Genomic DNA, 16967 nt, shown 5'->3' with positions numbered 1-16967 from the left:
GTCAACTATTGTCTTGCCATGACCACGATCGACGTCGCCGCGGCGACCCGTCTGCGCGAGGCGATCATGTCCGTTGCGCGCGCCGCGCGAACCCATCGACCCGACCACGGCCTCCCACTTACACAGATCACCGTGCTGGGCTATCTCGATCGATCGGGCACCACCACCGTCGCCGAACTCGCCGACCGGATGCACGTCCGCGTGCAGTCGCTCACGGTGAGCATGAACAAGCTCGACGACGGCGGTCTCATCGTCCGTCGCACCGATCCTGTCGACCGTCGGCGGCAGCTCGTCGAACTCACCGAGGCAGGCCGCGCCCTCATCCTCGACGACCGCGCCCAGCGCGACGCCTGGCTCGCGCAATCGTTCGCCGACAACTTCGACGACACCGAACGCGGGCTGATGATGCTCTGCGTCCCCCTCTTCGAACGCCTCGCCAGCGACCGCGGTCGCTGACGCCCGACCCCACCCCGCCAGTTGGGCCGTCGTTCACATCGGTTGAGCCCCTGCGGCGCACGCGTACCCTCGACGACATGCGCAAACCCATCGTCGCCGTCGTCGGAGTGGTCCTCGCGCTCTTCGGACTCGTGTTCGCCCTGCAGGGCTTCGGCGTGCTCGAGGGCAGCGCCATGAGCGACACCGTGCTGTGGTCGGTGCTCGGGCCGATCATCGTGATCGTGGGTCTCGCGCTCGTGGTGGTCGGTGTGCGCGGCAAGCTCCGGTAGCGACCTCGTGGACTCGCCCGATCGGGACACCCGCACCACCGGCACGCCGGTGGGTCGCCGGGTGATCCTCGGGCTGATCGGACTCGGCGGACTCGGCATCGTCGCCGGACCCGCCGCCCAGGACGGACTCTCGAAACTGCTTGCGCCGGCACAGGTTCGCGACCCCACCGGCCTTCTCGCGCTGCTGCCGCTGGGCAACAACTTCCGCTTCTACTCCGTCGTCGGATCGGTGCGGGAGAAGTCGGCGACCGACTATCGGCTGAGCGTCGGTGGCGAGGTGGCGACACCGGCCGAGTACACGATGGCGCAGCTCGCGCAGCTGCCGCAGACGGCGTTCACCCAGACCTTCCACTGCGTGACCGGTTGGACCGTGCCCGACGTCGCCTGGAGTGGCGTGCGGCTGTCGACGCTGCTCGACCGCGCCGACCCGAAGCGGACGGCGACCGCGGTGCGCTTCCGCTCGTTCGACGGGACGTACACCGAGAGCCTGCCAATGGACAAGGCGCGAGGCGACGACGTGATCGTCGCGCTGCGGATGCTCGACGCCCCCGTCACGCACGACCACGGCGGCCCGGTGCGGATGTACGTCGGCGGGCAGTACGGCTACAAGAGCACGAAGTGGTTGTCGGGTATCGAGCTGACGACCCAGGAGATCCCCGGCTATTGGGAAAGGCGCGGGTATGACCTCGACGGCACCATCGACGACTGACGTCCCCCGCTTCGGCCCGACCGCCCGCTGGGTGCACCGCACGGTCGCAGTGCTGATGATCGCGTGCATCGTGACCGCGGCCATCCTGTACGTCTCGTCGTTGGCGGTGCTCGTCGGGCACCGACAGATCGTCGAGATCGTGCACGTGTACGCGGGTTTCGCGCTTCCGGTGCCGATCCTGGTGGGCTTGGCGTCGTCGTCGTATCGCGACGACCTGCGTCGGCTGAACCGTTTCGCGCCGACCGACCGTCGGTGGTTGCGGTCGAAGACGCGTCGCGACGGCACCATCCCGGTGGGGAAGTTCAACGCCGGACAGAAGCTCAACGGTGCCCTGTCGGCCGGGTCGATCATCGTGCTTTTCGTGACCGGGGTGCTGATGTACTTCCCGTCGCTGGTGGGTCTCTCGTATCGCACCGGGGCGACCTTCGCCCACGACTGGTTCGCGTTCGGTGTCGGACTGCTCGTCCTCGGACACATGGCCTTCGCCTTCGGTGACCCCGAGGCGCGTCGTGGCATGCGCACCGGTCGCGTCTCGGCGAGCTGGGCCCGCAAGGAACACGGCGAGTGGGCGCGGGAGATGGGTGTCGGTCGCAGCACGCCCGACTCCGACCCCTCATGAGTAGGGCGTAGATCGCCGGTGCGCATTCGGCGCCACGTGGTGTCGTCACCGTGGGTCAGCGGGCTGCGACACTGTCTGCGCCGAGCGCTCCGAGGAACGCAAGGCTCTCGGCGGCGGCAGATCCGACGGGCGCTGTGTAGAGCACCAGGCGCTGGTCGCAGTCGGCGAGGTGCAGGACATTGCAGTCGAGGGTGACCTCGCCGACGACGGGGTGACGAAAAGTCTTGGTGAGCATCGATGGTGGTTGCACGTCGTTGCGGTCCCAGAGACGCGCGAATTCGTCACTGCCGCTGCGTAGTTCGTCGACCAGCGCTCGGATCGAGGGGTCGTCGGGATAGCGAGCCGACGCAGTGCGCAGTTCCATCACAGCGCTCTGTCGGAATTCGGCTGCGTCGGATATGCCGTAGAGCGGCTCGTCCTCGCTCGCACGCGGCACGAAGGCGTTTCGGGCCAGGTTCCGGTCGTCTGGGCGCCGGGCGGCGAAGTTCTCCATCAGCGCCGCGGCGAGATCGTTCCAGGCGAGTACGTCGAATGCCGCGGACATCACGAACCCCGCGGTCGCCGGAATGCGATGCAGGAGTTCCACGATGCTCGGTCGCACCTCTCGAGAGTGCAGATTTGGTCGGTTCGGGGCGGTGCCGGCAAGAAGATGGAGGTGCTCGGACTCGGGACCAGTGAGCCGGAGCGCTCCGACGATCCCGGCGAGCACCTCAGCGGACGGGCGTGGGGCCCGGCCCTGTTCGAGCCGTACGTAGTACTCGGTGGAGATGTGCGCGAGCACGGCGATCTCCTCGCGACGTAGACCCGGCGTGCGTCGCCGTGGGCCCGCGGGCAGCCCGACATCCTCGGGCCGAAGGCGTTCACGTCGGCTGCGGAGGAAGGTACCCAACTCCTGCTTGTCCATGTCTCGAGTGTGCGCGCCCCGCGACGGCGCAGGGTAGTACCGACTGTGCCTGCATACGATCGGGTCGTCGTCCCACGCTGGTGTCATGACGAACTCTCACAACCGCACGCCCATCGGACTGCTGGCAGGCAAGGTCATCTTCATCACCGGCGCGAGTCGCGGCATCGGTGCAGCGGCCGCCCGCCTCTTCGCGGCGGAAGGGGCGTCGGTCGTCCTCGCCGCCCGCAGCACCGACGCACTCGAACGCATCGTCGCCGAGATCAGGGCCGACGGCGGTGTCGCCGACGCCGTGACCGTGGATCTCGCTGAGGCCGCGAGTATCCGCGCCGCGGTCGGACGTGTCGCCGATCTGCACGGCCGGCTCGACGGTGCTTTCAACAACGGCGGCATCGTGCAGCAGCCCGGTCCGCTCGACACCACCAGCGACATCGACATCGACGACCAGTTCACCGTGAATTTCCGGGCGCACTGGGTCGCGATGACCGCCGAGGTCGCCCTGATGCGCAGCAGCAGTGGCGGGGCGATCGTGAACACGTCGAGTATCGGTAGTCGCCGCGCCAACCCGATGCTCCCCGCCTACGGCGCCATGAAGCGCGCGCTGAACAGCATCACCGAGTCGGCCGCGGTCAGTTGGGCTCCGGACGGCATCCGGGTCAACGCCATCACCCCTGGCGGCACCACCACCGAGATGATGCTCGACTGGGACGCGCGGTCGCCGGGTGTGATCGACGCGACGATCGCGGCGTCCCCGATGGGCCGTATGGCCGAGCCGCGTGAAGTCGCGGAGGCGGCCGCGTGGTTGCTCAGCGACCGCGCCTCGATGGTCACCGGTGCGATCCTGCCGGTCGACGGCGGCGGCGGGGCCTGAGCGCGGGATACGGACGCCGAGGGTGCCCACTCGACGTCCGTATGTGCCCAACTGGCGGACTTACGTGCCCAACTGACGGACTTACGTGCCCAACTGGCGGGGCGAGGGTGTGGCCGACATCGCGTCGACCACCGGTGATCTGTCGTTAACCTGGTCAGATGAACCCGTCCACCGTGCAGGCCCGCGTGATCGTCGACGAGATGATCCGAGGCGGCGTACGCGAGGCGGTCCTGTGCCCCGGGTCGCGTAACGCGCCGCTCGCCTTCGCGCTGCACGCCGCCGACACCGCCGGCCGGATCCGCCTGCACGTGCGGATCGACGAGCGGACCGCGGGTTTCCTCGCGCTGGGTCTGGCCGTGGCGTCCGGGCAGCCGGTGCCGATCGTGATGACCAGCGGTACCGCCGTCGCCAACGTGAGCCCGGCGGTCTTCGAGGCCAACTACGCGCGGGTCCCGCTGATCGTGGTGAGTGCCAACCGGCCCTATGAGCTGCTCGGATCGGGTGCGAACCAGACCATCGAGCAATTCGGCATCTTCGGCACGCAGGTCCGACTCGCGATCAGCCTCGGGCTCGCCGAGCAGGACCTCGACACCAACAGCCAGTGGCGGTCGGGCGTCGGGCGCGCCCTGGCCGCCGCACGCGGTGCACGCACCGGCAACCCCGGGCCGGTCCAGTTCGACATCCCGCTGCGCGAGCCGCTGGTCCCCGAAGCGGGGGTGGGACCCGACGACCCGCTCGACGGATTCGCCGGCCGTGACAACGGCGCACCGTGGACCACGGCCGCCCTCGGCCGCCTCGACGTGCCGGTCGACATCGACCTGACCGAACCGACCGTCGTGGTGTCGGGTCACGGCGCGGGCGTACGCCCCGAGCTCGCCGGCATCCCGACGGTCGCCGAACCGACCGCGCCGGCGCCGGAGACCGCGCTGCACCCGCTCGCGCTGGGGCTGGTGCGCCCCACGCAGGCGATCATCTGCGGTCGTCCGACGCTGCACCGCGGGGTGTCGCGGCTGCTGGCCGACCCGACCGTGCGGGTGTACGCCCTGACGACCGGACCGCGCTGGCCCGACGTCTCGGGCAATGTGCTCGCGACCGGTACCCGCGCGGTGGTGTCGGGCACGCCGTCGGAGCAATGGCTCAAGGACTGCGCCGACGCCCACCAGCGCGCGGTCGGCTCCGTCGACGCCGAACTGGACCGCCCCGGCCCTGTGACCGGCCTGCATGTCGCGCGGGTGGTGAGCGCGGCGATGCATCCGGGCGAACAACTCGTGGTCGGGGCATCGAACCCCATCCGCGACGTCGCGTTGGCCGGGCGCGTGTCGCCGGAGGTCCGGGTGCTGTCGAACCGGGGGGTGGCCGGCATCGACGGCACCGTCTCGACCGCGATCGGTGCCGCGCTGAGCGCCGACGATCGCCGCACGGTCGCGTTCATGGGCGACCTCACCTTCGTGCACGATGCGACCGGCCTGCTGATCGGACCGGCCGAACCGCGCCCGCGCGACCTCACGATCGTGGTCGCCAACGACGACGGCGGCGGCATCTTCGCGCTGCTCGAGCAGGGTGAACGTCGGTTCAGCGGAGCCGAGTACGACGGCGCCTACGAACGCGTCTTCGGCACGCCCCACCGCACCGACCTCGCCGCGGTGTGCGCCGGGTTCTCCGTGCCGCACCGCAAGGTGTCGGTGGCGGATTTGCCGTCGGCCCTGGCGGCCGATTCCGACGGCGGGGTCCGGGTGATCGAGGTGTCGACCGACCGTGATCGGCTCCGCGACCTCCACGCGGCCATCGGCGCAGGCCTGTGACGCTGCCCGTCGTGCATGTGGCCGCCGCGCGCCGGCCGCGTCGGTAGTCTGGCCCGCATGTCCGCCACCGCCCTGCGACGCACGCAGATCACGCTGCTGCTGATCGGCGCGATCGTGACGATCATGATGATCGTGGTGGTGGCCGGCTGTTACCGCGACGACTCCTCGATCGACGCCCACAGGGCGACCGCCACCGCCGACGTCGTGACCGCGGGCGCCACGAAGTCGACGGTGCGGTTCTACACCGAGAGCGGCGAACTCCGCAGCCCTCGCCTCGGCATCTTCTACCCCACGGAACTCACTGCCGGACAACGGATCAGCGTCGAGTACGACAGCACGAACCCCGATCTCGTGCGTGTCGCCGGACGCGACGCGAGCCTGGCGATCATCCCGGCGGTGTCGATCGTGGGCTACACCTGGCTGCTCATCGTGGTGGTGATGGTGTTGCTCGCCGAGATCACGCGCCGTCGCGGACGGGTCGTCGGTGCCGCCGCCGCACCGGATTCCGTGCGAGCACCCGACGAACAACCGGTGAACTGACCCGCGCGACGTTCACCGGGCATTACGGCCGGCGTCACGTCGAGGTGCCGTAGGAGACAGGTGCGCTGCACACACTGGGTGCGTGCGAGTGGCGATAGTGGCAGAGAGCTTCCTGCCCAACATGAACGGTGTCGTGAACTCGGTGTTGCGCGTCTGCGAGCACCTCACGGCGCACGGGCACGAGGCGATGATCTTCGCCCCCGACACCCCCCGCGGGATGCCGGCGGCTCCCCGCGAGATCGACGGTGTGCCGGTACATCTCGTACCGTCGCTGATGGTGCCGAAGGTGTCGAGCCTGCCGGTCGGCGTGCCGCATCGCTCGCTCTATCGCGCCATGGCCGATTTCGCGCCCGACGTGGTCCACCTCGCCTCGCCCTTTGTGATCGGCGCCGTCGGTGCCCACGCCGCGCGCCGACTCGACATCCCCACCGTCGCGGTGTTCCAGACCGACGTCGCCGGATTCGCCGCCAGCTACGGCATCGGGATCGGGACGCGTGCCGCGTGGTCGTGGACCCGGCGCCTCCACGCCGCGTGCGACCGTACGCTCGCGCCGTCGACGGTGTCGGTGAAAGCGCTGCAGGACCATGGGGTTCCGCGCGTGTTCCGCTGGGGTCGCGGTGTCGACGCCGAACGCTTCCACCCCGATCGCCGCGACCACGACCTGCGTGCGCAGTGGAGCCCGAACGGTGTGCCGATCGTCGGGTTCGTCGGACGGCTCGCGCCGGAGAAGCACGTCGAGCGCCTCGCGGTGCTGTCGGGGCGGCGCGATCGGCAACTCGTCATCGTCGGTGGCGGCCCCGAGCGCGCCCGCCTCGAGAAACTGATGCCCGACGCGGTGTTCACCGGCGAACTCGGCGGTCTCGAACTCGCCCGCGCCTACGCCAGCATGGACGTCTTCGTGCACCCCGGAGAGCACGAGACCTTCTGCCAGGCGGTGCAGGAGGCGCAGGCCAGCGGCATCCCGGTGATCGGCCCCGACGCCGGTGGCCCGAAGGACCTCATCGCGAACTTCCGCACCGGCTACCTGCTGGACGTGCCGACCTTCTCGCAGCGCCTGCCCGATGCCGTCGACACCCTCGTCGACTCGTCCGTGGGGACCGAGTTCGGTGCGGCCGCGCGACGCGGTGTCGCGGGCAAGACGTGGCCGTCGATCTGCGATCAGCTGCTCGGCCACTACGACGCCGTCCTCGGCCGCGCCGGCAGCCTCGGCGTGCGTCGTTCTGCCTGATCCACGGGCTGCGCGGCCCGTGTGTGGTGGGCCTCTCGGTGCGTTCGGCGCCGATGGCCACGTAACGTTGAGCCCATGACCTCGACCCGCGCCGGCCTCGACAAAGCACCCGCCGATGTCGCCGCGATGTTCGACGGCGTCGCGCGCCGCTACGACATCACCAACACCGTGCTGTCCTTCGGGCAGGACCGTGGGTGGCGCACCGCGACGCGGCACGCGCTCGGTCTCGGACCGGGTGATGTCGTGCTCGATCTCGCCGCGGGTACGGCCGTCTCGACCGAGGAACTCGCGCAGTCGGGCGCGCACTGCATCGCCGCCGATTTCTCGCTGGGGATGCTCAAGGCGGGACACAAGCGGCCGGTGCCGAAGGTCGCGGCCGACGCGCTCACCCTCCCGTTCGCCGACGAGAGCTTCGACGCGGCCACCATCTCGTTCGGTCTGCGCAACGTCGCCTCGGTCGACACTGCACTCGCGGAGCTGTACCGCGTGCTGAAACCGGCTGGGCGACTGGTGATCTGCGAGTTCTCGACGCCGGTGTTCGGGCCGTTCCGCACGGTGTACATGGAGTACCTGATGAAGGCGCTGCCGTCGGTCGCGACGAAGGTGTCGAGCAATCCCGAGGCGTACGTCTACCTCGCCGAGTCGATCCGCGCCTGGCCCGATCAGGCGGGTCTGGCGACCAAGATCGCCTCGGCCGGGTTCGACAGCGTCCGCTGGCGCAACCTCACCGGCGGCATCGCCGCGCTCCACCGCGCCGTCAAGTAGCCGCCCCCCGATCGACGCGGATGACGTGCCCGGTCAGCGGAAGGGTGGTCGGGAGTCGATCGTCGTCGATGCGCGACCGGCAGTGCGCCACAGGCGTGCGACGAGGTCGGTGTCCTCGGGCGTGATCAGATTGCCCATCACGCGCACCACCATCGACATCAGCGCCGCCGAGCGGATGCCCGGCCGTCCCAGCACCGGCACCGCCTTCGGCACGGTGAGCACCCCGGCGAGACGACGGGCCGCGGAGAACGCGGCGCCGTAGTGGTCGGCGAGCAGGGCGGGCCAGTCGGCGGTGTGATCGCGTTCGCCGAGGCGCGCCGCGGCGAAGCGGCCGGTCTCCATGGCGTAGTCGATGCCCTCGCCGTTGAGCGGGTTCACACACGCCGCGCAGTCGCCCACGAGCATCCAGTTGCGACCGGCCACCCCCGACACCGCGCCACCCATCGGCAGCAGCGCCGAGGTGACCCGCATCGGTGCGCCGTGCAGCCCCCAGCGCTCGCGCTGTGCATTCGTGTAGTGCTCGACGATCGGCCGTAACGCCATGTGCGCCGGTCGTTTCGCGGTCGCCAACGCACCGACACCGATGTTCACCAGACCGTCGTCGGCACCCAGGGGGAACACCCATCCGTACCCGGGGAGCAGTCCGCCGTCGCCGTCGTGGAGTTCGAGATCGGACCCCATCCACTCGTCGCCCGCGCGGTCGGATCGCACATAGGCGCGTGCCGCGACGCCATAGGCGGTGTCGCGGTGCCACTCTCGGCCGAGTTCGCGTCCGAGCGGTGAGCGCACGCCGTCGGCGACGATGAGCTGACCGACCGTGATCTGCGCCGGACCATCTGGTCCGACGACCTCGACCGCGCTCACGCGATCACCGTCACGGACCACGCCGACCGCCTTGACGCCCTGCACCATCGTCGCGCCGCGATCGAGGGCGGCGACACGGATGCGATCATCGAGTTCGGTTCGGGCAACGGCACTTCCGTGTGCGGGAAAGCGCCCCGACGGCCAGCGGATCTGCTGCGAGGCGCCCCACCCGCGCATCGACAGTCCCACGATCTTCGGCCGCGACGACAGGTAGGCGCCCAGGCCCAGGTGCTCCATCTCGGCGATCGCGCGCGGGGTCAGTCCGTCACCGCAGGTCTTGTCGCGTGGGAACACGGCGTTGTCGAGCAACACGACCTCATGGCCCGCCGCCGCGGCGTGCGCGGCGGTGGCCGAACCGCCCGGCCCGGCGCCCACCACCAGCACGTCGGCGTGGGTCGGGAGGGGCGCGGGGGACGGCTGGTCCGCGTCGGCGATGGAGGTCACCTGATCCAGTATCACCGAACGTTCGACGCAACGATTACGCTCGGTCGTAGACGGTCCGGTGACATCAGTCGGGGACCCAGTGGGAGATGGAGCGCCGAGTCGTGCGGACGAGGTTCACGGGAGTCGCGTCGTGAAGACGACGTTCATGGGGCTCGACATGGGCTCCGAGCAGTTCTCTGACGAGATCGGCGGTTCGCTCGCACGTATCGAGGAGCTGCTCCTCGCCGAGCTGTCGTCGGGCGAGGACTTCCTCACCGAGGCGGCCACGCACCTCGCCAAGGCCGGCGGCAAACGTTTCCGCCCGCTGTTCGCGCTGCTCGCCGCACAGTTCGGGCCGCGCCCCGACGCGACCGAGGTCATCACCGCGGCCACCGTCGTCGAGCTGATCCACCTCGCGACGCTCTACCACGACGACGTCATGGACGAGGCCGACATGCGGCGCGGCACGGTGAGCGCCAACTCGCGGTGGGGCAACAGCGTCGCCATCCTCGCCGGCGACTTCCTCTTCGCCCGCGCCTCGCGTCTCGTCTCGACCCTGGGCCCCGAGTCGGTGCGCATCATCGCCGACACCTTCGCCGAACTGGTCACCGGTCAGATGCGCGAGACCATCGGCAACCAGGCCGGCACCGACCCCGTCGACCACTATCTGCGTGTGGTGTGGGAGAAGACGGCGTCGCTGATCGCCGCGGCCGGACGGTTCGGCGGGATGACCTCGGGCGCCGCCTCCGAGGACATCGAACGGCTCTCGCGCCTCGGCGACGCCATCGGCACCGCGTTCCAGGTCTCCGACGACATCATCGACATCAGCTCGCAGTCCGACGACTCCGGCAAGAACCCGGGCACCGACCTCCGCGAGGGGGTCCACACGCTGCCCGTGCTGTACGCGCTGCGCGACTCCGGTCCCGACGCGGACCGGTTGCGCGCCCTGCTCGTCAGCGACTCCGGTGAGCGCATCCCGCTCGTCGACGACGCCGACGTCACCGAGGCGCTCACCCTCCTCAACGCCTCGCCGGGCATGGATCGTGCGCGCGAGACGCTGCGCGGTTACGCCGACAAGGCGTTCGCCGAGCTCGCCGCGCTGCCGGCCAGCCCGTCGACCGACGCGCTCACGTCGCTGGTGACCTACACCGTCGACCGCATCGGCTGAGCCCTCCGCCTCGCGGAACTCACGAGGCCACCTCGACCGTTGAGCAGGTGAATCCCACCGCTCACCCCGAGGAGAACGACCACCATGCACGGGCACGCAAACGGCTTGAAGACGGTGCTGTTGCTGGGCGCCATGTCGGCGATCATCGTCGCCATCGGCGCCGCCTTCCGGAGCCCGGCGATCTTGCTGGTCGCGGTCCTGTTCGCGGTCGGCATGAACGCCTACGTCTATTTCAACAGCGCGAAGATGGCGCTCAAGGCGATGCACGCGCAGCCCGTCACCGAGGTGCAGGCGCCGGTCATCTATCGCATCGTGCGTGAGCTCGCGACCACCGCGCGCCAGCCGATGCCGCAGCTCTACATCAGCCCCACCGAGGCGCCGAACGCCTTCGCGACCGGTCGCAACCCGAAGAACGCCGCGGTCTGCTGCACGCAGGGCATCCTGCAGATCCTCGACGAGCGGGAGCTGCGCGCGGTGCTCGGACACGAGCTGAGCCACGTCTACAACCGGGACATCCTGATCTCCTCGATCGCCGGCGCCATGGCCGCCGTGGTCAGCGGTCTGGCCAACTTCGCGATGTTCGCCGGGATGTTCGGGGGCAACCGCGACAACGGGCCCAACCCGTTCGCGCTCATCCTCATCTCGCTGCTGGGCCCGATCGCGGCGACCGTGGTGAAGCTCGCGGTGTCGCGGTCGCGGGAGTTCCAGGCCGATGCCTCGGGCGCCGAGCTCACCGGCGACCCGCTCGCACTCGCCTCGGCGCTGCGCAAGATCTCCGGCGGCGTGCAGGCCGCGCCGCTGCCCCCGCAGACCGACATCGCCGCGCAGAGCCACCTGATGATCGCCAACCCGTTCCGCGGCGGCGAGCGCATCGGCCGGATGTTCTCGACGCACCCGCCGATGGAGGAGCGCATCGCGCGCCTCGAGGAGATGGCCCGCGGCCCGCGCTGACCCCCCGACGCCGAACCGACCCCGTTGCGCCTGGCGCGACGGGGTCGATTCGTCCGTCTTGTGATCAGCCGATCGTGACCGAGCGCGTCTCGTCGACCGGCGCAGCGTCGACCGTCGGGGCGACGTGGCCGGCGCGACGGCCCAGCAGGGCGATCGTGACGATGCCGCCGATCACGCCGACGACTCCCGCGATGGCGAAGGCCGCGTCGAGACCGTCGACGAAGTCGCCGATGGCGCGTGGTGTGGAGCTGCCGGCGACGGTGGAGAACACCGACCCCAGCACCGCGATGCCCAGTGCGAACCCGAGCTGACGGGCGGTGTTCACCGCTCCGGACGCGATGCCCGACTGACGCGCCGGGACCGCGGCGAGCGCGGCCGCATTGAGGGCCGGCCCCACCAGACCGACACCCACACCGACGATGACCATGCCCGGAATCGTTGTCGCCCAGCCGGACCCGGGGCCGATGAGCAGCAGCCCCAGCGAGCCGGCGCCGACGAACAGCAGGCCGCCGCCCACCGTCGTCCGTGGCTGGGCGTCGTGCAGGAGCTTCCCGCCCACGCCCGCGACGACGAACGCGACCACCGGCATGGGCAGCATCGCCAGACCCGTCTGCAACGGGGTCAGGCCGAGGCGCCCCTGCATCCAGATCGACAGCAGCGGCAGCGAGGCGAAGGCGGCCACGCTGAAGATCGCGGCCGCGATGATGCAGCCGGAGAACACGCGGATGCGCAGCAGGCCGAGCGGGAACATCGGTGCGCTCTGGACCGACTCGGCGGTCACGAACGCGATGAGCGCCGCTGCGCCGATCGCGAACGACACGATCGTGGTCATGGTCGACCAGCCGGACTCGCCGCCTTCGATGATGCCGTAGGTGGTCGCGGCGGCGAAGGCGCTGAACGTGACGACCCCGGCGATGTCGACCCGCAGTCGGCCGCGCGCACCCGATCGGAAGGCGATCGCCGAGAGCCAGAACGTGAGCACCGAGATCGGGATGTTGACGAAGAAGATCCACCGCCAGTCGAGGACGTCGGTGAGGACCCCGCCGAGGACGACCCCGACGCCGGCCGCGGCGCCGCTGACCGCGCCCCAGACCGCGAAGGCGGTGCCGCGGTCGCGACCGGTGTAGGTGGCGTGCAACAGGCTGATGGTGGTGGCGAACATGGCGGCCGCGCCGACACCCTGTATCGCACGAGCCGCGATCAGGGCGGTCGGATCCTGCGCCAACCCCGCGGCGAGGGACGACCCCGCGAAGACGACGAGGCCCACCAGATAGACGCGCTTGTGGCCGATGCCGTCGGCGATGCTCCCCGCGGCCAGCACGAGTGCGGCGAGGACGAGCGCGTACGCGTCCACCACCCATTGCAGCTCGCTGAAGCTGGAGCCGAGGTCGGAGCGGATGTCGGGAAGCGCGACGTTGACGATGGTGACGTCGATGAGCAGCATGAACGTGCCCAGACAGGCCGCGACGAGCGGTGTCCACTTGCGCATGGCAATGCCTTTCAGAGGGGGCGATCTGCTGATCGCCGCAGCGGATGTGGGCGATGTGCCCGAACGGGATCCATCGTGCGGCGCAGCAGTGCGATCCCCTGCACGCAGGACGCGAATCGGCAGCGATCCCTCGTCGGCAGGTCGATCGTGCGACCATTCCTCCATGATCGACGTCTTCGACCGCATGATCATCCATTGCCTCAGCCGCGACATCCGCATGCCGTTCGCGCAGATCGGATCGGTGATCGGTCTGTCCGAGCAGACGGTGGCCCGGCGCTACCAGATGCTCGTCGGAGGTGGCGTCATCCAGTGCACGGCCCTGGTGGACCCCGTTCTGCTCGGCGGCACGCAGGCGCTGCTGCGGATCACGCCGCTCCCCGGTCGCGGTGGCACACTCGCCGCGGCGCTCGCGCAGCATCCCGACATGAGCTGGGTCAGTCTCGCCAGTTCCGAGGTCATCTGCGTGCACCGCTCCGAGAACACCGCCGATCAGGAGCGGATGCTCATCGACCGGCTGCCGAAGACGTCGTTGGTGCAGTCGTTCTCGGCGCATCTGGTGATCTCGCGATACCCGATCACCACCGAGCTGTTCGGGGCGTCCGGGCTGTTCTCGGCCGAGCAGCTGGCCCGTCTCGACGACGTCGCCGACCGGGACTTCGCGATGGCGGACAACAGCGAGCGCGATCGGGATCGGGTGGGCGACCCGCCCGTCCTGACCGCCACCGACCGCGAGATCATCGCGATACTGGCCCGCGACGCACGAATGCCGTTCACGCGCATCGCCTCTCGTGTGTCCCTCACCCCGACACGGGTGGCGTCGCGCATCAAGGAGCTCGTGGCCGACGGTGCGCTCTACCTCGATGTCGACCTGGCGAACACGGCGCTGGGCAGCCCGATGGCGGTGATCGTGTTCGGACGTGTGCCGAGCAGGCTGCTGCCGTCGACGGGCGCAGCCATCGGCGCCATCGACGAGGTGACCTTCGTCTGCGCGACCACCGGTGCGAGCAACCTGATGGCGTCGATCCAGGCGCGGGACACCCTGCATCTCCACACGATCATCACCGAGAAGTTCGGTGCCATCCCCGGCACCGACGACCTCGAGTTCGTACCGATCCTGCAGCAGATCAAGCAGGCGCGTGCGGTGGTCGACGACGCCCGCACACTGATCTCGCTGCGATGACCGGTCGCCGCGCGGCTAGCGGTAGTTCACGAACTGCAGGGCGATCTCGAAATCCTTGCCCTTCAGCAGCGAGATGACCTCCTGCAGGTCGTCGCGCTTCTTGCTCGACACCCGCAGCTCGTCGCCCTGGATGAGCGCCTTGACGCCCTTGGGGCCCTCGTCGCGGATGGCCTTGGTGATCTTCTTGGCCTTCTCGGAGTCGATGCCCTGGACCAGGGTGCCGGACAGGCGGTAGCCCTTGCCCGACGACGCCGGCTCGCCCGCGTCGAACGCCTTGAGCGAGATGTCGCGTCGGATCAACTTCTCCTTGAACACCTCGAGCGCGGCCTCGGTGCGCTCCTCGGTGTCGGAGGTGATCACGATGGTCTCGTCGCCCGACCAGTCGATCTTGGTGTGGGTGCCACGGAAGTCGTAGCGCTGCGAGAGTTCCTTCGCGGCCTGGTTGAGAGCGTTGTCGACCTCTTGTCGATCGATCTTGCTGACCACGTCGAATGATGAATCTGCCATGTCGCCAGGGTAGTCAGCCCCGCGCGGATTTCCGATTCGGTTCGCTTCGCCTCGTGTCGTTCGCACGCCGTCGGTCCGCTCGCATGCCGCCTCCCGCCTCGCGTGCTGTCGCGAGCGTGCGAACAGTGCGCGACCACGCGAACTGTGCGCGGGCCTCGCGATGTGGGGATGGTGCGGCACCTGTGGACAGGTGCCCGCGGTCGCGGGTCGGCAGCGACCTCGTCGCCCTCGCCGGTTCCAGGCTGGACGCATGGACCTGTCGAACCTGACCACGGTGGCCACGCGTCGCGACCTCGAGCGGATGGGGGTGTCGCGCGACCGCATCACCGCGGCGCTGCGCAGCGGCTCGCTGGTGTCGGTGGCGCCGGGCTATTACATGCGACCCGCATCGATCGGTGCGTTCCCCGAGCACGAGCACCTCGCTCTCGCCCGCGCGGTGCAGGCCGGGATGTCGCCGGGTACCGCGCTCGCCGAGGTCGCGGCCGCGATCAACCACGGACTGCCCGTGGTCGGCGCCGACCTGTCCCGTGTGCGGTTGGTGCGCCCGGGCGGCACCGCATCGGGCACGCAGCGCACCTCGGTCAGCGTGCTGACCCGCAACGTCACCGGCGACGAGCTCGTCTTCGTCGACGGCTGCCTCACCACGACCGTCCCGCGCACCGTCGTCGACCTCGCCCGGCGTGACTCGGTCCGCACCGCGGTGATCGTCGGCGATGCGGCCCTGCATCGCGGGTTGACCACGCGTCATGAGCTCGAGCATCGGCTCGCCGCTGCGGGACCGATGCGCGGTGCACGCCGGGCGCGGGAGATCGTCGCGATGCTCGACGGCCGTGCCGAGAGCCCGCTGGAATCGTGGAGCAGGCTTGTCATCGGCCGCTCGAATCTCCCGAGCCCCGACATCCAGCACGAGGTCCGTGATCGCGGCCGGCTCGTCGCGCGGGTGGACTTCTGGTGGGAGGAGTTCGGCGTCGTCGGAGAGTGCGACGGGATGGGGAAGTACTTCGGCCAGTACTCGGAGAAATCGCTGCGTGAGGTGCTCGACGAGGAGAAGTTCCGTGCGCAGGAACTCGTCGACCTCGGGTACGTCGTGGTGCGATGGAGCTGGGATGAGCTCCTCCGGCGACCCGATGTCGTGCTCGCCCGCATCGAACGCGCGATCAACCGGGCCCGGGCCCTACGGCGTGTGAGCTGATCGAGGCGGACGCATGCCGAGAGACGATCCGCATGCTCGCGGCGGCGCGCGAGAGGTGATCGAGCATGCGAACGGTGATCAGCCCTGCGGACCGGTGGCGGCAGGGCCCGAACAGTGCGTGACCACCGGTTTTCGCAACCGTGGGGGTGACGTTGTAATCTTCATCGCGTCGCCAAATCGCGCTGAGCGCGGGTCCGACACACGGCACGTTGCCCGAGCGGCCAATGGGAGCGGACTGTAAATCCGTCGCGAAAGCTACGTAGGTTCGAATCCTACACGTGCCACCACTCATCAAGGACTTCTGAAAGTCCTTGTGAGCTGCGCTTATACGGGCTCGACCAGCCCGTAGAGCGCATCGGACCCCAGCGATTTGGCGACACTCGGGGCTGCTGTGTAACCTCGACAAGGCTCTCGGGGCGTCGAACAACGCCTCGGGTCCCGCCCCCTTAGCTCAGTCGGTAGAGCGTTTCCATGGTAAGGAAAAGGTCAACGGTTCGATTCCGTTAGGGGGCTCGCTGGACTCCCAGACCGTCACCGGCCTGGGCGGCCATGGCGGTGTAGCTCAGTTGGTTAGAGCGAACGACTCATAATCGTTAGGTCGCCGGTTCGAGTCCGGCCATCGCTACTGCGAGAGACAAGCTCAGCGGACGCGGCGCCCACCGGTGCCGGCATCCGTACCCGAGAACGATCCACCCGAAAGGCAGCCCCGTGGCCTCCTCAACAGATGTGCGCCCCAAGATCACCTTGGCCTGCGAGGTCTGCAAGCACCGCAACTACATCACCAAGAAGAACCGCCGCAACGATCCCGACCGGCTCGAGATCAAGAAGTTCTGCCCGAACTGCGGCAAGCATCAGGGCCACAAGGAATCGCGCTGACCCACCCGTCCCGCCGGTAGCACCGGCGGGACGCGTCGTCTCCTGAGTCTCGGTCGGGCCGCGTGCCCGACCGCCCGCGGGAGTCGGCGATCCGGCGACCACGGCGCGTATGCCGCGACGGTCGCCCCCACGGTCGAGAATCAACACAGATCAGGTC

The 16967-nt window shown here is 69.4% G+C and carries 18 protein-coding genes and 3 tRNA genes; 17 read left to right on the top strand and 4 right to left on the bottom strand.

Annotated elements, in window-relative coordinates; translation table 11 throughout:
• Positions 1-18: 18 nt before the first annotated feature.
• From OG579_RS08305 to OG579_RS08290, 4 genes are all read left to right on the top strand, one after another.
• The gene (locus tag OG579_RS08305; protein WP_045823870.1) at positions 19-456 is read left to right on the top strand and encodes a MarR family winged helix-turn-helix transcriptional regulator; all 438 of its coding nucleotides are present in this window, start codon (positions 19-21) and stop codon (positions 454-456) included.
• Between the two features lie 77 nt (positions 457-533).
• A complete protein-coding gene (locus tag OG579_RS08300; protein ID WP_045823869.1) occupies positions 534-725 on the top strand; it encodes a hypothetical protein in 192 nt (63 codons plus the stop codon).
• A 7-nt stretch (positions 726-732) separates the two neighbouring features.
• Positions 733-1434, top strand: coding sequence for a molybdopterin-dependent oxidoreductase (locus OG579_RS08295; protein ID WP_328858741.1), 702 nt, complete (start codon positions 733-735; stop codon positions 1432-1434).
• On the top strand, positions 1406-2053 hold the full coding sequence (locus OG579_RS08290; protein ID WP_328858740.1) for a cytochrome b/b6 domain-containing protein: 648 nt from the start codon (positions 1406-1408) through the stop codon (positions 2051-2053). The genes OG579_RS08295 and OG579_RS08290 overlap by 29 nt, the downstream gene beginning before the upstream one ends.
• A gap of 55 nt (positions 2054-2108) precedes the next feature.
• Here OG579_RS08290 and OG579_RS08285 read toward each other — a convergent pair whose 3' ends face one another.
• Positions 2109-2957: a helix-turn-helix transcriptional regulator gene (locus tag OG579_RS08285; protein ID WP_328858739.1), complete on the bottom strand. Its 849-nt coding sequence runs from the start codon at positions 2955-2957 to the stop codon at positions 2109-2111.
• A gap of 85 nt (positions 2958-3042) precedes the next feature.
• On the opposite strand from OG579_RS08285, the gene OG579_RS08280 reads away from it, so the two are divergent.
• From OG579_RS08280 to OG579_RS08260, 5 genes are all read left to right on the top strand, one after another.
• Complete coding sequence (locus tag OG579_RS08280) at positions 3043-3825, top strand: SDR family NAD(P)-dependent oxidoreductase (protein WP_328858738.1); 783 nt, start codon at positions 3043-3045, stop codon at positions 3823-3825.
• 158 nt (positions 3826-3983) lie between these two features.
• A complete protein-coding gene (gene menD / locus OG579_RS08275) occupies positions 3984-5627 on the top strand; it encodes a 2-succinyl-5-enolpyruvyl-6-hydroxy-3-cyclohexene-1-carboxylic-acid synthase (RefSeq protein ID WP_328858737.1) in 1644 nt (547 codons plus the stop codon).
• A 57-nt stretch (positions 5628-5684) separates the two neighbouring features.
• The gene (locus OG579_RS08270; protein ID WP_045823865.1) at positions 5685-6167 is read left to right on the top strand and encodes a DUF3592 domain-containing protein; all 483 of its coding nucleotides are present in this window, start codon (positions 5685-5687) and stop codon (positions 6165-6167) included.
• An 82-nt stretch (positions 6168-6249) separates the two neighbouring features.
• The gene (locus OG579_RS08265) at positions 6250-7395 is read left to right on the top strand and encodes a glycosyltransferase family 4 protein (RefSeq protein ID WP_328858736.1); all 1146 of its coding nucleotides are present in this window, start codon (positions 6250-6252) and stop codon (positions 7393-7395) included.
• 75 nt (positions 7396-7470) lie between these two features.
• Positions 7471-8160, top strand: coding sequence for a demethylmenaquinone methyltransferase (locus OG579_RS08260; protein ID WP_055792901.1), 690 nt, complete (start codon positions 7471-7473; stop codon positions 8158-8160).
• Positions 8161-8193: 33 nt separating this feature from the next.
• Here OG579_RS08260 and OG579_RS08255 read toward each other — a convergent pair whose 3' ends face one another.
• Positions 8194-9468: a geranylgeranyl reductase family protein gene (locus OG579_RS08255; RefSeq protein WP_328858735.1), complete on the bottom strand. Its 1275-nt coding sequence runs from the start codon at positions 9466-9468 to the stop codon at positions 8194-8196.
• Positions 9469-9598: 130 nt separating this feature from the next.
• On the opposite strand from OG579_RS08255, the gene OG579_RS08250 reads away from it, so the two are divergent.
• A complete protein-coding gene (locus tag OG579_RS08250) occupies positions 9599-10615 on the top strand; it encodes a polyprenyl synthetase family protein (protein WP_045823861.1) in 1017 nt (338 codons plus the stop codon).
• Between the two features lie 84 nt (positions 10616-10699).
• Positions 10700-11566, top strand: coding sequence for a zinc metalloprotease HtpX (gene htpX, locus OG579_RS08245; protein WP_055792896.1), 867 nt, complete (start codon positions 10700-10702; stop codon positions 11564-11566).
• Between the two features lie 64 nt (positions 11567-11630).
• Here htpX and OG579_RS08240 read toward each other — a convergent pair whose 3' ends face one another.
• The gene (locus tag OG579_RS08240) at positions 11631-13055 is read right to left on the bottom strand and encodes an MFS transporter (protein ID WP_328858734.1); all 1425 of its coding nucleotides are present in this window, start codon (positions 13053-13055) and stop codon (positions 11631-11633) included.
• 163 nt (positions 13056-13218) lie between these two features.
• Here OG579_RS08240 and OG579_RS08235 point away from each other — a divergent pair, with 163 nt between their 5' ends.
• Positions 13219-14235, top strand: coding sequence for an Lrp/AsnC family transcriptional regulator (locus tag OG579_RS08235; RefSeq protein WP_328858733.1), 1017 nt, complete (start codon positions 13219-13221; stop codon positions 14233-14235).
• Between the two features lie 15 nt (positions 14236-14250).
• Here OG579_RS08235 and OG579_RS08230 read toward each other — a convergent pair whose 3' ends face one another.
• On the bottom strand, positions 14251-14742 hold the full coding sequence (locus tag OG579_RS08230) for a YajQ family cyclic di-GMP-binding protein (protein ID WP_328858732.1): 492 nt from the start codon (positions 14740-14742) through the stop codon (positions 14251-14253).
• A gap of 250 nt (positions 14743-14992) precedes the next feature.
• On the opposite strand from OG579_RS08230, the gene OG579_RS08225 reads away from it, so the two are divergent.
• The 5 genes from OG579_RS08225 to rpmG all read left to right on the top strand — a co-directional run bounded on the left by OG579_RS08225 (position 14993) and on the right by rpmG (position 16810).
• Positions 14993-15934 carry a hypothetical protein gene (locus OG579_RS08225; RefSeq protein ID WP_328858731.1) on the top strand — a complete coding sequence of 314 codons (942 nt, stop codon included), beginning with the start codon at positions 14993-14995 and terminating at the stop codon, positions 15932-15934.
• 203 nt (positions 15935-16137) lie between these two features.
• Positions 16138-16221, top strand: a tRNA-Tyr gene (locus OG579_RS08220).
• A gap of 153 nt (positions 16222-16374) precedes the next feature.
• A tRNA-Thr gene (locus OG579_RS08215) sits at positions 16375-16447 on the top strand.
• 38 nt (positions 16448-16485) lie between these two features.
• Positions 16486-16559, top strand: a tRNA-Met gene (locus OG579_RS08210).
• 83 nt (positions 16560-16642) lie between these two features.
• Positions 16643-16810 carry a 50S ribosomal protein L33 gene (rpmG, locus tag OG579_RS08205; protein WP_045823858.1) on the top strand — a complete coding sequence of 56 codons (168 nt, stop codon included), beginning with the start codon at positions 16643-16645 and terminating at the stop codon, positions 16808-16810.
• Positions 16811-16967: the final 157 nt, after the last annotated feature.

The organism is Williamsia herbipolensis (genome assembly GCF_036153515.1).
In the GTDB taxonomy this organism is placed as follows: Bacteria; Actinomycetota; Actinomycetes; order Mycobacteriales; family Mycobacteriaceae; genus Williamsia_A; species Williamsia_A herbipolensis.
This window is presented reverse-complemented; position numbering and strand designations above follow the sequence as displayed.

Excerpts from the sequence above, each read along its gene's own strand:
- OG579_RS08305 (WP_045823870.1), top strand. The coding sequence starts at position 19 with ATGACCACGATCGACGTCGCCGCGGCGACCCGTCTGCGCGAGGCGATC.
- OG579_RS08300 (WP_045823869.1), top strand. The coding sequence starts at position 534 with ATGCGCAAACCCATCGTCGCCGTCGTCGGAGTGGTCCTCGCGCTCTTC.
- OG579_RS08290 (WP_328858740.1), top strand. The coding sequence starts at position 1,406 with ATGACCTCGACGGCACCATCGACGACTGACGTCCCCCGCTTCGGCCCG.
- OG579_RS08285 (WP_328858739.1), bottom strand. The coding sequence starts at position 2,957 with ATGGACAAGCAGGAGTTGGGTACCTTCCTCCGCAGCCGACGTGAACGC.
- OG579_RS08280 (WP_328858738.1), top strand. The coding sequence starts at position 3,043 with ATGACGAACTCTCACAACCGCACGCCCATCGGACTGCTGGCAGGCAAG.
- menD (WP_328858737.1), top strand. The coding sequence starts at position 3,984 with ATGAACCCGTCCACCGTGCAGGCCCGCGTGATCGTCGACGAGATGATC.
- OG579_RS08270 (WP_045823865.1), top strand. The coding sequence starts at position 5,685 with ATGTCCGCCACCGCCCTGCGACGCACGCAGATCACGCTGCTGCTGATC.
- OG579_RS08260 (WP_055792901.1), top strand. The coding sequence starts at position 7,471 with ATGACCTCGACCCGCGCCGGCCTCGACAAAGCACCCGCCGATGTCGCC.
- htpX (WP_055792896.1), top strand. The coding sequence starts at position 10,700 with ATGCACGGGCACGCAAACGGCTTGAAGACGGTGCTGTTGCTGGGCGCC.
- OG579_RS08240 (WP_328858734.1), bottom strand. The coding sequence starts at position 13,055 with ATGCGCAAGTGGACACCGCTCGTCGCGGCCTGTCTGGGCACGTTCATG.
- OG579_RS08235 (WP_328858733.1), top strand. The coding sequence starts at position 13,219 with ATGATCGACGTCTTCGACCGCATGATCATCCATTGCCTCAGCCGCGAC.
- OG579_RS08230 (WP_328858732.1), bottom strand. The coding sequence starts at position 14,742 with ATGGCAGATTCATCATTCGACGTGGTCAGCAAGATCGATCGACAAGAG.
- OG579_RS08225 (WP_328858731.1), top strand. The coding sequence starts at position 14,993 with ATGGACCTGTCGAACCTGACCACGGTGGCCACGCGTCGCGACCTCGAG.